The sequence below is a fragment of the Pontibacter pamirensis genome, from assembly GCF_010015475.1.
GTDB lineage: Bacteria > Bacteroidota > Bacteroidia > Cytophagales > Hymenobacteraceae > Pontibacter > Pontibacter pamirensis.
Genome location: NZ_SSNI01000067.1, coordinates 1 through 12,744, shown reverse-complemented (window position 1 = coordinate 12,744; position 12,744 = coordinate 1). Strand labels below are relative to the sequence as shown.

General features: G+C 44.3%; 16 protein-coding genes. 14 read left to right on the top strand and 2 right to left on the bottom strand.

Annotated elements, in window-relative coordinates:
• The 4 genes from E1919_RS27810 to E1919_RS26080 form a co-directional block, all read left to right on the top strand.
• The coding region (locus E1919_RS27810; protein WP_237144867.1) for a hypothetical protein at positions 1 to 204 on the top strand (204 nt) is incomplete at its 5' end.
• 360 nt (positions 205 to 564) lie between these two features.
• Positions 565 to 1,704: a glycoside hydrolase family 26 protein gene (locus E1919_RS26090; RefSeq protein ID WP_162056344.1), complete on the top strand. Its 1,140-nt coding sequence runs from the start codon at positions 565 to 567 to the stop codon at positions 1,702 to 1,704.
• A 153-nt stretch (positions 1,705 to 1,857) separates the two neighbouring features.
• Entirely contained in the window at positions 1,858 to 2,085 is a 228-nt protein-coding gene (locus tag E1919_RS26085; protein WP_162056343.1) for a hypothetical protein, read from the top strand.
• Positions 2,086 to 2,328: 243 nt separating this feature from the next.
• Positions 2,329 to 3,162: a histidine phosphatase family protein gene (locus tag E1919_RS26080; RefSeq protein ID WP_162056342.1), complete on the top strand. Its 834-nt coding sequence runs from the start codon at positions 2,329 to 2,331 to the stop codon at positions 3,160 to 3,162.
• Between the two features lie 190 nt (positions 3,163 to 3,352).
• On the opposite strand, the gene E1919_RS26075 is transcribed toward E1919_RS26080, so the two are convergent.
• The gene (locus E1919_RS26075; protein WP_162056341.1) at positions 3,353 to 3,697 is read right to left on the bottom strand and encodes a hypothetical protein; all 345 of its coding nucleotides are present in this window, start codon (positions 3,695 to 3,697) and stop codon (positions 3,353 to 3,355) included.
• A 123-nt stretch (positions 3,698 to 3,820) separates the two neighbouring features.
• Here E1919_RS26075 and E1919_RS26070 point away from each other — a divergent pair, with 123 nt between their 5' ends.
• The 9 genes from E1919_RS26070 to E1919_RS26030 all read left to right on the top strand — a co-directional run bounded on the left by E1919_RS26070 (position 3,821) and on the right by E1919_RS26030 (position 10,268).
• The gene (locus tag E1919_RS26070; protein WP_237144866.1) at positions 3,821 to 5,290 is read left to right on the top strand and encodes a tyrosine-type recombinase/integrase; all 1,470 of its coding nucleotides are present in this window, start codon (positions 3,821 to 3,823) and stop codon (positions 5,288 to 5,290) included.
• Positions 5,291 to 5,459: 169 nt separating this feature from the next.
• Positions 5,460 to 5,918: a tetratricopeptide repeat protein gene (locus E1919_RS26065; protein WP_162056340.1), complete on the top strand. Its 459-nt coding sequence runs from the start codon at positions 5,460 to 5,462 to the stop codon at positions 5,916 to 5,918.
• Between the two features lie 67 nt (positions 5,919 to 5,985).
• A complete protein-coding gene (locus tag E1919_RS26060; protein ID WP_162056339.1) occupies positions 5,986 to 6,582 on the top strand; it encodes a hypothetical protein in 597 nt (198 codons plus the stop codon).
• An 86-nt stretch (positions 6,583 to 6,668) separates the two neighbouring features.
• The gene (locus tag E1919_RS26055; protein ID WP_262888791.1) at positions 6,669 to 7,226 is read left to right on the top strand and encodes a DUF2199 domain-containing protein; all 558 of its coding nucleotides are present in this window, start codon (positions 6,669 to 6,671) and stop codon (positions 7,224 to 7,226) included.
• A gap of 95 nt (positions 7,227 to 7,321) precedes the next feature.
• Entirely contained in the window at positions 7,322 to 7,666 is a 345-nt protein-coding gene (locus E1919_RS26050; RefSeq protein WP_162056337.1) for a hypothetical protein, read from the top strand.
• Between the two features lie 121 nt (positions 7,667 to 7,787).
• Positions 7,788 to 8,171 carry a hypothetical protein gene (locus E1919_RS26045; RefSeq protein WP_162056336.1) on the top strand — a complete coding sequence of 128 codons (384 nt, stop codon included), beginning with the start codon at positions 7,788 to 7,790 and terminating at the stop codon, positions 8,169 to 8,171.
• Positions 8,172 to 8,308: 137 nt separating this feature from the next.
• Positions 8,309 to 8,752 (top strand): hypothetical protein, encoded by a 444-nt coding sequence (locus tag E1919_RS26040; RefSeq protein WP_162056335.1) that lies wholly within the window; start codon positions 8,309 to 8,311, stop codon positions 8,750 to 8,752.
• Positions 8,753 to 9,423: 671 nt separating this feature from the next.
• A complete protein-coding gene (locus tag E1919_RS26035) occupies positions 9,424 to 9,852 on the top strand; it encodes a hypothetical protein (RefSeq protein ID WP_162056334.1) in 429 nt (142 codons plus the stop codon).
• Between the two features lie 65 nt (positions 9,853 to 9,917).
• Positions 9,918 to 10,268, top strand: coding sequence for a hypothetical protein (locus tag E1919_RS26030; protein WP_162056333.1), 351 nt, complete (start codon positions 9,918 to 9,920; stop codon positions 10,266 to 10,268).
• Positions 10,269 to 10,312: 44 nt separating this feature from the next.
• Here E1919_RS26030 and ltrA read toward each other — a convergent pair whose 3' ends face one another.
• Positions 10,313 to 11,629, bottom strand: coding sequence for a group II intron reverse transcriptase/maturase (gene ltrA / locus E1919_RS26025; protein ID WP_162056332.1), 1,317 nt, complete (start codon positions 11,627 to 11,629; stop codon positions 10,313 to 10,315).
• Positions 11,630 to 12,285: 656 nt separating this feature from the next.
• Here ltrA and E1919_RS26020 point away from each other — a divergent pair.
• Positions 12,286 to 12,633, top strand: a complete 348-nt coding sequence (locus E1919_RS26020) for a hypothetical protein (RefSeq protein WP_162056331.1) — start codon at positions 12,286 to 12,288, stop codon at positions 12,631 to 12,633.
• The last annotated feature ends 111 nt before the right edge of the window (positions 12,634 to 12,744 follow it).

Below are 12,744 nucleotides of genomic sequence, written 5' to 3'. Positions count from 1 at the left end.
AGCTGTGGCAAACAAACTCATAAAGCAGGCTTTTGCCATCGCTACCAAAGGAGAGTATTACATGGAAAAATCATAAGCAAAATATTGCTTTTAAACACAGTTCATTTCGAACGCAGTGAGAAATCTGGAATGTTGCAGGGCCATGAAATAACCCAGATTTCTCACTGCGTTCGAAATGACAATCTAGCTACTGTGTCCCCTTAAGTTGACGGCATTGCCCCTCTCCGTGGAGGGGAATCTTCCTTCCAAACCGAAATTCCCCTCCTCGGAGGGGCAGGGGTGGGTATTCAACGGTAGCGAAACAGTGAAAGGTGCCAATCGCAACTTAAGTTTAGTAATATTGCTGCCATTGTTGTGTTTTGACTAACAACTTGCTTTTCGACACAGCAAGGACGTAGGGAGATGATAGTAGCAATTTTTTTCTTTAGCTGACGGCATTGGCTGTTTCCCTCGGGAGCGCAAACCAAAGACTGGAAACGGATTATATCAGCTTCATAAAATTGTATACCCCGGCGAGCGGTGGTATCTTGCTTTCAGTATTCAATTGAATCTAAATACTCTTTCATGAAGCACCTTCTCTTACTACTGCCTGTACTGTTTTGCCTGCTCTTAGCAGGCTGCGTCGGTACAAAGCCGATAGATGCATCTGCTACAAAAGAAACAAAAGCCCTTTACCATAACCTTGGAAAGCTATCGGAGGACCACACGCTCTTCGGGCACCAGCACGCTACCGAATATGGTCACGGCTGGCGTGGCGACGAAGACCGCTCTGATGTTAAGTCGGTTACCGGCTCACATCCGGCAGTAATTGGCGTTGATTTCAGCGGCTTTTCAGGCAGATCGCCGGAGGCCATACAAAGAGCAAAGGAGGAAGTAAGGAAAAACGTAGTAGATACCTACAACCGCGGTGGAGTAACTACTGTGGCCTGGCATTTCTCTAACCCAGTGTCCGGGGGAGGCTTCTCCTGGGTAGACACTGTTTCGCTGCCGGGGGTACGGTACATCATTCCAGGTGGTGAAGCGCACGAGCAGTACAAGGAGATTCTGAATGGCATCGGCGAATGGGCCCACAGTGTAAGGGGTGCTGACGGGAAACTGGCTCCTGTTATTTTCAGGCCTTTCCATGAGTTTGACGGTGACTGGTTCTGGTGGGGCAAGGGGCATACCAGCCGCGAAGAATTCATCTCCCTTTGGCGCTTTACAGTTTCATACCTTAGGGACAGCCTGGATGTGCATAATTTTATTTACGCTTTTTCGCCTGACAACAGGTTCAGGAATGAGGCGGAGTTCCTGGAGCGCTACCCGGGTGACGAATGGGTAGACATGGTGGGTATGGATAACTACGGCGACATGGGGCGCGACCGCTATGCTGTTGATACGGCAGCCGCAAAACTTAAAATTGTATCGGATTATGCAAAAAAAGCAGGTAAACTGGCAGCTTTTACTGAAACGGGGCTGGAGTCGATACCTGATACCACCTGGTGGACAAACACGTTGCTGAGAACCATGAAAAGAGATGGTATGCGCCTCGCTTACGTGCTGGTCTGGCGGAACGATACGCGGAGTCCCACACATTATTATGCTCCTTTTCCGGGGCAGGTAAGTGTCCCTAACTTCATGAAATTCTATAATGACCCCTATGTCCTGTTTGAGAAAGACCTGAATAATATCTACAAAAGGAATAAGTTTCTGGGCATCTTCTAAGATGTACAGGTAGCACAACAAAGGACAAAAGCTTGTCAGTTTATGTCTTTGATGTGAGCCTCAGATAAGTATGAGAGTCTTCTGTCTATAACAGCAAAGGCCGCTTTAACAGATGTTATAGTGGCCTTTGCTGTTATTTAATTTAGCTTTTTATTGCACCTGCGGCACTTAATCAATACTATTTTCCACATCGTGAAGGTAGGGGAGAGGCTAAAGCAGGTTGACCAGTGGGAGCATATCTGTATAGGCTCCGATTTTGACGGCCTGATTAACCCGATAAAAACATGTGTTTCTTCCAGCCACTTTTATGAGCTTCCGGACAAAATAAAAGAGGCTTTCGAAGCATACGCCCCGGGTGCCGTTTTTCAATCAGAAATATAGAACAGGTGGTGGAGAACATCATGTTCCGGAACGGCTATAACTTTCTGAAAAACTACTTTGTGTAAGGGTGCTCCGGAACATCTGCTATAAGGCGTAGGTGTTGGAAATGCTAAATCAGAAAGAGAGGTGAACGTTTGATTCTAGCATGTAAAAGAATGAATAACTAGGGTTAAACGATTTTTAATTGTTTCCAGAATAAGCTTTTTAACGGAACCATCGCTGCTTTATGTCAGTTTATTGGGTATGGCAAGACTTCTTTTAACACCTATTTTCTGCGCCTTGCTGGCAGCATTACCGGCGGCGGCGCAAGTCCAGTTACCGAAGCATCATATCATTCAGAACATCGCTGGAATATACGAATATCTGAATGCAGAAGCCTCGCATGTTACAGTTAATGGAGCGCCTGTAAGCCCAAGCACCCGCTTTATCTCTCCTGAAGACGAGGTAATAGCAGATTACAGTAATTTGCGGCAGATCGCGCTTGTGCGTCATGGTGAACCTGAACTGACGAAAACAGGAAAGTTTTCTTATGAAGAAGCCAGTCAGTTTCTGGTTAACTATGATTCTGTAGGAATTGTGGTACCGGATGAGCCATTTTTTAATGTTGGAGATACAGCAGAGGTAGCCATCTTCTCCAGCCCTCTTAACCGGGCCCGTACCACTGCTGAATATTTATTCGGTACTGAAAATGAGATGGTATATTCCCCTGATTTCAGGGAGTTTGAAACTACTATTGGCAAATTCAGCCCCAGATTACGCCTGCCAATAAAGCTATGGACTGCCTTCGCCCGCGTAAAGTGGATGCTGGGGGTCGACCGGAATGGCATTGAGAGCTTTGCTGATGCACGGGAACGGGCACGTAAGACGGCACGACAACTAGCAGAAGCAAGTGAGGAAAAGCCAAAGGTAGTGCTTGTAGCCCACGGCTTTCTTAACCGATATGTAAAGCAAAACTTAGAAGATATGGGCTGGAAGGTTGTGCGGGATGGTGGCAGCGGCTATTTGGCCACAACCATTCTGGTTAAGATTGATGATGAAGTGAAAGAGAAAAACCAGTTGATGCTAAATGCAAATTAACTGTTAGCTGCTGTGGGCTAAAAGTAGTTTAGCCTATATGCTGCAGCTGAAAATGCCATAACAACAGGGCCGCTCTGACAGATGTTGGAGCGGCCCTGTTGTTATGGCATAGGGTATTCTGATGCCTTTTCCGGACGCTCATTTTATGCTTTAAGGTTTACGTTTCCATAGCAGCATCTAAAGCTTGTGCTTATTCCTGCTTCTCCATATACTGCTGCCAGTTTACAATAAGCACCTTCCCGTCTTCAGGCAGCAGCAGGTAGCCGTAATCATAACAGAAATGGTAGGTGTTGCTTTTTTGTGTGCGGTAGAGGTGGGTATGGTGGCGAAAGTCGAAGCCTGCCAACTCCAGCACCTGCCGCCGGATGGTAGTTTTACCCAGCGGGCTGGCCTGGCGCAGGATAGTTCGGTTCTTTCTTAAGGTAGCATTGATTTTTGCCCTCAGCTTTTCGCCTTTGTCTTCTCTGCGCTTCTGGTTGTTTTGCAGAAAGCGGCATTGGTCGGAGCAGTAGCGTTTGTCTATTCTGCCTGCCATTTGTTTACCGCATTGAATACAAGTGCTGTGATCCATTCTGTTAGTTGTGTTATTACTCGAGTATATCCGTATCTACTCGAGTAATAACACGGGTACAGTATTTAAAAGTTGTATTCTTGAACTATGACAGATTTTAGTTCTAAATCATCTGCTTCACAGGCCGTTGTGTACCTCAATCTGCTGGAGCACGCAGGGAAAAAATATATTCGCCTGTGGCATAAGCCCAACCCCTTTGTCAGCAAGCGGCTGAAAGAGGCTTCGTGGCTGAAGTACAGCAAGACTTATAAGTGCTTTGTGATGCACCACACACCGCAGGACATTGAGAGGACTTATGCTCATTTCCAGGGGCTGGCGCAGGTGAACAGCCGTTATCTGTACCGCCCCAAAAGACTCAGACCAGACAGCCAGACGCCTCTTTTGGCGGATAAGGCCGGGGGAGAGACAATGCAGAAAATAGCAGACCTGCCGGTGGTGCGTCTGCAGCCAATGCTGGTGGAAGGAGGTGCCACACTTATCGGTATCACCCATAAGTACAACCAGGAAATTTACAGCATGCTGACACTGAGCAAGGTAGCACGTTGGAACAAAGAGCTTAAGTGCTTTGCGATGCCTCCGGGTGGGTACAGTATTCTAGTGCTGTCTGATGAGTTGCAGGGGGCAGGATGGCTGTGGCTTAGCCAGGAGCTACAGGTGAAGGATGTGGCCCTGATGCGCAAACTCTGGGAGCAAACCTACGAGAAGGGCGCTGCATACATTACCTGTCCTCTGCCGTACCTGGAAAAGCTCTTTTTGCTCAACTACAGTATGAATACCCTTCGCACTTACCACAGTTTGCTGCTGCGTTTCCTCAATGCGCACAAAGACAAGGGTATAGAAGCGGTTCAGGCTTTTACGGAGGAGGAAATTAACCAGTACCATAGGAGTATGGTGCAGAACCAGCTCTATTCCTGTTCGCTCATAAACCAGTCGATAAATGCAGTTAAATTCTATTATCAGCGTGTGCTGGGCCGCCACGAAGTACAACTCAACAATGTGGAGCGGCCGGAAAAACCGGACAGACTGCCCACCGTGCTCAGCAAGCAGGAGGTAGCCAGGATATTGTCGGCTACTGATAACCTGAAGCACCGCTGCCTCCTGCAACTGCTGTATGCCGGTGGTTTAAGAATTGGGGAGGTGATAAACCTTAAACTCACGGACGTACAGTCTGACAGGAACCTCTTGCTGATACGAGGGGGGAAGGGCAAGAAAGACCGCACCACACTGCTCTCTCAAAAGCTATTGCAAAGCCTGCGGGAATACTACAAGGCATACAGGCCCAAAGCATGGCTCTTTGAGGGACAACATGGGGGGCAGTACACCGTTGACAGCACACGCAATGTTTTCAGGGCTTGTTTTGCCAAAGCAGGAATAAAAACCAAAGTGACTCCGCATACGCTCCGTCACTCCTTTGCTACCCATTTGCTGGAGCAAGGCACAGACTTACGCTATATACAAGTGCTACTGGGCCACCGGAACAGCAAGACCACCGAGATATATACCCATGTAACCTCCCATGCATTGGATAAAATTGTGAGCCCCCTTGATAATCTATAATAAACGATTATATTAGCTATGCGATATATTTTATGGAGACTGAAACCGCAAATATGTTATACAGGAATGGGTACACCAGGAGTTTACAAAGCCGCAGAACCTACTCCACACATAGTGCAGATAAGCCGAATAACTCCGTTTATCCTATAGTTAGCAAACACTCTAAACAATGAAATATATTTTACCAGCAGTGTTATTCTTGCTGCTAAGTTGTAACAAGCAGAGTCTATCAGGTTCAAAAAACACTGAAACATATACAACTGCACTTTCTCAGGCAGACAAAGCATATGAGAGTGACAACTACAAACTTGCAGCTGAAAAATACACTACAGTTTTAGAAGTTGATTCACTCAATGCTGAAGCATTGTACAGGAGGGCATTTTCAAAGGCAAAATTGGATGATTTTGAAAGTGCAGCAAAAGATTACCATAAGGTAGCAAAGCTTGGTTATAGACTTGCCGACTGCTATTATAACTTGGGAATTATTTACATGATTCCGTTTCAGAACCTCGAGAAAGCTCACTACTATTTCCAAAAGTGTTATGAACTGAATCCGACAGTAGATAATAAGGGACTTATGGAATTGGCAGAGGAAGAACTCATAAAGGCTAAAAAAAGCGACAGCTAACAAAACCTATAGTGCATAAACGCACCATAGCAAAGCTATTAGGGGCAATAGAAACTAAATGAAGCATATGAAAGGTAACACTTCTGTGGGCATAGCAAGGTTTTTTCTTCTTTCTGCCGCATTAGCATGTCTAACAGTAAGATGTGCGCAAAGGGAAAGAAAGGCGAATAATGAAATTCTGTTTTCTAACCCTTTTGTTGCTGATAGTGTTACCTACGAATTTGTTAATGCAGCACTTTCGCAAGAGTTTACGGAATTTGACTTCCAATGTGAAAAGGTCACGGATAGAGACTTATTCCCTTTTTCACTTACGTCAGACGACTCCTTAGAAATATTGTCGATGGACAGCCTTTTTACCAAATCGGATGTAGAGTTTATCTATAAGCAGCTTGGTTGGAGCAATAGCTTTAAGCTTAACCATAATCTGGTAGAGGGTAGGCATGTGATTCAGTACGACTCTGTTCTTGCGAACAAAGAGAAGTATAGTGTAGGAGGATTTTGCCATATTTCGATGCCTCTTTTCACACAGGACATGTCCACAGCAATCGTTAGAAAAGGGATGATATGTGGCAGAATTTGTGGTGAAGTAGAAACATTGATATACAGTAGAAAAAAGGATAAGTGGGAGTTGATTTATACCTTAGTAGACTCTCCAGAAATCTGATAAAACAACAGCCCCTAACCACACTTTTACCGTAGCTACGCCACCGCAAAGCCTTATCCTTTGGGTGGTACTATAAATCATGAAAATTGAAAATCACTAAGGAAATAAACCAATCAGGTCAGATAGTATATAAGTGTGCATGCTGTAGTATGGAACTTGACAGTCTGCCGTTGACCTTTGGCAGCGATTATCCTGAATATTATTTTACAGTACCAGAAGCTGAAAGAGAAAGTAGGATAGAAAAAACCGAAAGCCTTTGTGTGGTTGATGAAGAGCATTTCTTTATCCGTGGCAGGTTGACAATACCTATAATTGACTATGAAGAAGACTTAATCTTCAACGTCTGGACAAGCCTTAGCGAAGAAAACTTCATCAGAACGAATGAATTGTGGAATGACGTTGACAGAGTAAACGAGCCTCCATATTTTGGTTGGCTGCAAACATACATTCCTACCTACGGCAACACCTTGAACATAAAAACTAAAGTCATCACACAAGAAGTTGGTTTTATACCTAATGTAGTAGTAATAGAAGAAAATCACGCTCTTACTCTTGACCAAACAAACGGGATAACTTTAGAAAAGGCATTAGCAATTGTAACTGAAATCATACCTGACTTGCATCAGGAAACGAACAAAAAATAGCAACACCCAACAAAGTTCAGCCTTTATGCTCGGCTTCGTCTCACCCATCGGCTGCACCAGCACGTTGGCGTGCATATTAATTGATAAAACTTCTCATGGATTTAGAGACAGCTAATTATATAGTCACCTATTATAGGTCCATGCTTAGTGAAAAAGAAGACGCTGCGCTCAGGCATTTGCAATCGATTGAAAAGCTTGAAGGGATTGAAAATAGAGACAAGTTTGAGAAAGCATTTAGGGAAAGCAATTGGCTATCAAACGACCCAAATGTGCTGAATTTATTAAATGGTAGTAAGAATGATTTTATTTTAAATACTGCGAAAAGGATTCTAAAGGATAATCAAGAAAAGGTGCTTTTAAACAACTGTCCAAACTGCGGTAAACTTGCAAGAACACCACAAGCCAAACAATGTAGGTTTTGTGGAAATGACTGGCATTAAATAAAGAACTACGAACGCCAACAAGGCATATAAGTCATACTTCGGCTACGCCTCGTTCGCCTTCTATACAAGCCGTTGCCAGTAATAGGAACTATAAAACGATGAAAACAATAAATCTAAAGTGACTTGGTATAACCTGATATTCTTCCACGTCTTCAAGCGCTACTATAAAAGCGGAAGGTTTAAGAATGACATTCCTTGGCTTACTGCCTCTGGAATAGTGGGTATGTCCAGCCTACTTTATCTCTTTACAATTGCTGCCTTTGTTTATTTCTTTGCCAAAGGAGAAATGCCCGAAGTTGATAAGAAATATGCTCTGCCTTCAGGCGTTGCTTTTTTAGCGCTTAATTGGTTCTGGTTTATTGGTGGGAACAAATACTTGGAAATATTTGACAACTTCAAAGAAAGGTACCTCAGGGATAAGTTCACCGAAACACTATCTTGGGTTTATATCTTCGGTGCTTACTTCTTGTTTATTCTGATGATTCTTAGTTTAAAAATTTAACAGCAAGATGGCTGATAGATTAAATCTTTAGAGATAAACAAATTGCTAAAAAACTCCTTCTGGCAACAAAGTACATAATATAGGCTTCGGCTATGCCTTGCCCACATTATGTACGAGTACCGTTACAAGCAATTTAAATGATAGATGAGAAACTAAAATACAGAGCAAAACTCACTAAAAAACTTGACACCTTTTCAGGAAGGTATATGAGTAATACTAAGTGGTCGAAACTGTTCAAAGTTCTATCACAGAATCATGAATTAATCGGTAAATGCTTGATAAAAGATGTTTGGGATAATGTGTTGCGAGAAATAAGAATACCTCGCATTGATGGTTACTCTGTGGTATTCAATGAAAAAGGTATAAACGATACAATGACTGGGGGACCTACATCTTTTAAGGAAATACAATGGATTGAGTTTCCAAGTAAATGGACGGTAAACAGACCGATGGGGCAGCAGATATTAGAATCATTTACTTACTATCAGGACATATCAGAAATAAGCAATAAAATAGCTGGAATTGGTGAGTTGGAAATCGAATTGTCACCAGAGAAACTGATAGTATACGGATACAAATAAATAGAAAAACAGCTTGTAACAAAGTGCAGCGCTTAGGCTCAGCTACGCTTCGCCCATCAGCTGCACGAGACGTTAACGGTAAGAAAACAGAAATAAATAATAACGATAGCATTGATGCCAGCTAAGAACACAATAAATAAGAACACAATAAAGATGGGTATAGGGACCAAGCACTTGATAGTCGAGATAAGCTAAATGATTGCCATAGACTTTCTTTTAAAAACATTCTATGTGTACCTCTACAGATATAATGATAGAGGACTATTAGCCTCCATCTACATATTAACTATTTCTTTGGGCTTGAATTTGCAGACTCTGCTGATTATAGCCACGGGTATTTACTTCCCTGGTCTAATTAGTAAGCTGAATCCAATTGAATTTGGAGGGTTAATGGTAGCTAATCTATTTTTAACTGACAAGTTTCTAAGAACAGTTTATGTGACAAAGAAACGAAAGGTTTCACCACCGAAATTCAGTTTTATCTTTTTTGTGTTAGGACCTATATATCATTTAGGTTCGTCTATTCTTTTCTTCCTTTCTTTCAGATATTTATAGTAGGATTATGTAAGTAGCGTTAGAGAAGAAGTTCCTTCCGTTAACAAGGTGCAGCTTTAACCCTCGCTACGCTACGGGCTTCGGCTGCACGAGTAACGTTATAGGTCAATTAAAGTATGGGAACTTGGGGTACATCGATTACTCAAAATGATACATTCTTAGATGTCTATTCTGATTTCTACGAAAAGTGGAAAAGTGGAACAGAGGTTAGTAACATCATTCAAGAATTAAAGCGTGAATATCTTCAAGAAGAAGACCATGAGTACTGGTTTGCTTTAGGCAAATGCTTGTGGGAGATAGGCTCTCTTCCCGAAGATGTGTTTGAAAGGGTAAAAGAAATAATCATATCAGGAGACAATCTTTTACTTTGGGAAAAATCAGGGGCTGAAGAGAGTGATTTAAAAGCAAGAGATAAAGCTCTTAAAGCCTTCCTTAAGAAACTGTCTATTCCAAACCCAAAGTTAGAAAAGCCAGAGAACCAAAGCTCCCTAAGAAAATTCACAGGCCCCTGTTTGAGAGAGGCGACTGTATTGCCTTCCATTTAGATGATGACAAGTATGGTGGAGCGGTTATCTTAGATAAGGAAGAAGTAAATCCCCATGGATATAACTTGGTTGCTATCACAAATATTGTTCAATCGGAACTACCAGTAGTTGAAGATTTCATCAACGCTGAAATTTTGTCAAGAACGGAGAAAGTATTTCGGAGCAACAGCCAAATAGAATTTGAGGTGAAAGAAAAAGAGCAAATCTATTGGTTAAGCGCAAAAGCATACAAACAAGAAAAGCTTTCTTTTGAAAGTATTGGCAATATAGGTGTACCACACGATAATGAAGAGCAGCATGATTATGATATAATGTTCTTCTGGAGCTACATGGCTTCCTTTGTTAAGCAAGAGGTCAACTATGGGAGCTTGAGAACAGGAAGAAAGGTATCTGAAATAATAAAAATCGACCTATAATTGAGTAGACGGCCCCGCCACCGTTAGGTAGCGGGGTGCGCCTCTCACACCACTGTACAAGCGGGTCTCGCATACAGCGGTTCGTTAAGTTGTGGAGCTACTTTCCTGTAGTAGTCGAGCAATGATTCATATCCCCTACGGACGAGCCTTTTCACCGTTACCGTCGTTATCAGGATGGGGCTTTGAGCCACTGCCCAGCCTCCTTTCCTTGTTCTGCTCCAGGCATATGCTTGGCCTTTTGGAACACCCAGCCGAATCAGGTTTTTCCTTTTCCGTTCCATTCGTTTCCAGTCATGCCAGATGCAGTGTCTGAGCCTGTTGCGTATCCAACTGTCGACTTCTTTGAGTTTACCCTGTATACTTGCCATACGGAAGTAGTGGACCCAGCCTCGCTGCGCCTCCTTCAGTTCCCGGACACGTCCGTCAAAAGCACTTGGCGTGGTTTTCCGGGTGATAGCCTTCAGCTTTTGTTTCAGCCTTGCCCATCCCTTCTTTGTCACTACCAGCTGGTATTTGCCCTTGTCGCCCTTCCTGTAGGTAGGCACGAACCCGTGACCTAATATCTGAAAATCCACAGGCCGCCTGATGCCGGACTTCTCCCTGTTGATGGGCAGCTTCAGTCTGTCCCGGAGGTACAGGAATACAGCGTTGCCTACCTTTCGGGCTGTCTCTTCACTTTGGGTGTAGACACTGAAGTCGTCGGCATAGCGCACGTAGCGCAGCCCCTGCTTTTCCAGCTCCTTGTCAAGCTCGTGAAGCATGATGTTGGAGAGGAGCGGCGAGAGCGGGCTACCCTGTGGCACGCCTTTCCGGCGCTTGACCAGTCTCCCCTTGATAAGGATGGGAGCCCGGAGCCATTTGCGGATGAGGCGCAGGGTGAGGGGGCATTTTACCTTTCGGTAGAGCAGTTGCAGCAGCAGGCAGTGGTCCACCTCGTCAAAGAAGTTCTGAAGGTCTATGTCGACAATGTACTGATAGCCCTCGTGAATATAACTGTGCGCCTGCTGCAGGGCCTGGTGGGCGTTGCGGTTGGGGCGGAAGCCGTAGCTGTGCTCGGTGAACTCAAGCTCAAAGAGCGGGCTCAGCACCTGGTTAACGGCCTGTTGCAGCACGCGGTCGGTGACGGTGGGAATGCCCAGCAGGCGATTCTTGCCGTTACTCTTGGGTATCTCTACCCCCAGGATGGGTTGAGGCAGGTACCTGCCGTTGCAGATGGCCGTGGCGATGGCGCCCCTGTTTTGTTCCAGGTTCAAAGCCAGCTCCTCTACCCGCATACCGTCCACGCCCGCCGAACCTTTGTTGGCCAGCACGTGCCTGTATGCCTTGAGCATGTTGCCCCGGTGGAGTACCTTCTCTATCATCTTTTACTACTTTTACTGTAATCTCTGCCCCGCTTAAGGCAAGGCTGGCACAGCCTCCTTGCCGAATTAAGAGCAACTTAACGTTCGGCCCTTCAGTAGATTGTGAGACCTCCGGGTGCTTCCCAGCTCGTTACTTCTACCTACTATGGCCTCTGCTGACTTCTCCCTGTGTTCACGACACCGGGAGACCTCCCCAGGTAAGAGCACATTCCTTCCTCCGATTCCTGCTGCATCTACACAAAGTCGTTTGTTGGTCAGGGGCATCGCAAAGGGGTGCTTGCTAACCCACGACTTCCTGCCTCTTATGCAGTTTCTGTCCGTCAGTACCGGATTTTGCAGTTCCGCTTTCTTCACTGCACGCCTCACGACGAACCAGCTTGCGGCTTGCTAACAGGCTTCACCAACTCGCCTGTAAGGGACTTTCACCCTCTGGAATAATTTGATACCTTTAGTACCAGGTGCCCATACTGGGCGCACACCAAGCACAGGCTTTAAACTCGGCTGCGCCTCGCTCACCTCATGTACAACACCGTTAGGCGGCAATAGAGAACAATAAATCAATTTTTCATCAAGCCACTTTGAAACACTTCCTAAACACCATTTTACTTATACTGTCATCTATCCTTTTGTTCTCATGCCATTATGCTATAGATGATATGGAAGAAAAATTTTCAACTCATCGAAATGAGCTTGAAAAGCTTAAAACTGTTATTCAGAACCAATACAGTGTGAAATTCCTTGCAACTGAGAATATCAATGACAGTACGAGAGTAATTGCAGTAAATGGATGGTACCATAGAAGAAAGAACCTTTGGGAATTAGGGCTTAGGTATGAGGGTGAAGTAAGGGAAAAAGATTCTTTTGATGAGGTTCTTATTCATGCAGGCATAAATCAGGAAGATTATGCGAATATCTTGCAAGGGATGTCACAGATTGGCATTGAAGCAATCTATGTTGGTGAGGAATACTTTTGTTCAGGATGTATTCAATTAGAGCATGTTTAAATTTGTAACGTTCTGATTTTTAGTCAATCCGGTTAAGAATGAGCTGACAATTCTGCCATAGTACCCATGCTTCTGCGCTTTTAGTGGTCTTTTCATGGTCTTTGTCGAGCC

What these genes read in the sequence shown, in the direction of transcription:
- E1919_RS26080 (WP_162056342.1), top strand. Translation starts at nt 2,329, where the DNA reads ATGGCAAGACTTCTTTTAACACCTATTTTCTGCGCCTTGCTGGCAGCA.
- ltrA (WP_162056332.1), bottom strand. Translation starts at nt 11,629, where the DNA reads ATGATAGAGAAGGTACTCCACCGGGGCAACATGCTCAAGGCATACAGG.
- E1919_RS26060 (WP_162056339.1), top strand. Translation starts at nt 5,986, where the DNA reads ATGAAAGGTAACACTTCTGTGGGCATAGCAAGGTTTTTTCTTCTTTCT.
- E1919_RS26075 (WP_162056341.1), bottom strand. Translation starts at nt 3,697, where the DNA reads ATGGCAGGCAGAATAGACAAACGCTACTGCTCCGACCAATGCCGCTTT.
- E1919_RS26020 (WP_162056331.1), top strand. Translation starts at nt 12,286, where the DNA reads ATGGAAGAAAAATTTTCAACTCATCGAAATGAGCTTGAAAAGCTTAAA.
- E1919_RS26050 (WP_162056337.1), top strand. Translation starts at nt 7,322, where the DNA reads ATGGATTTAGAGACAGCTAATTATATAGTCACCTATTATAGGTCCATG.
- E1919_RS26040 (WP_162056335.1), top strand. Translation starts at nt 8,309, where the DNA reads ATGATAGATGAGAAACTAAAATACAGAGCAAAACTCACTAAAAAACTT.
- E1919_RS26065 (WP_162056340.1), top strand. Translation starts at nt 5,460, where the DNA reads ATGAAATATATTTTACCAGCAGTGTTATTCTTGCTGCTAAGTTGTAAC.
- E1919_RS26070 (WP_237144866.1), top strand. Translation starts at nt 3,821, where the DNA reads ATGACAGATTTTAGTTCTAAATCATCTGCTTCACAGGCCGTTGTGTAC.
- E1919_RS26035 (WP_162056334.1), top strand. Translation starts at nt 9,424, where the DNA reads ATGGGAACTTGGGGTACATCGATTACTCAAAATGATACATTCTTAGAT.
- E1919_RS26090 (WP_162056344.1), top strand. Translation starts at nt 565, where the DNA reads ATGAAGCACCTTCTCTTACTACTGCCTGTACTGTTTTGCCTGCTCTTA.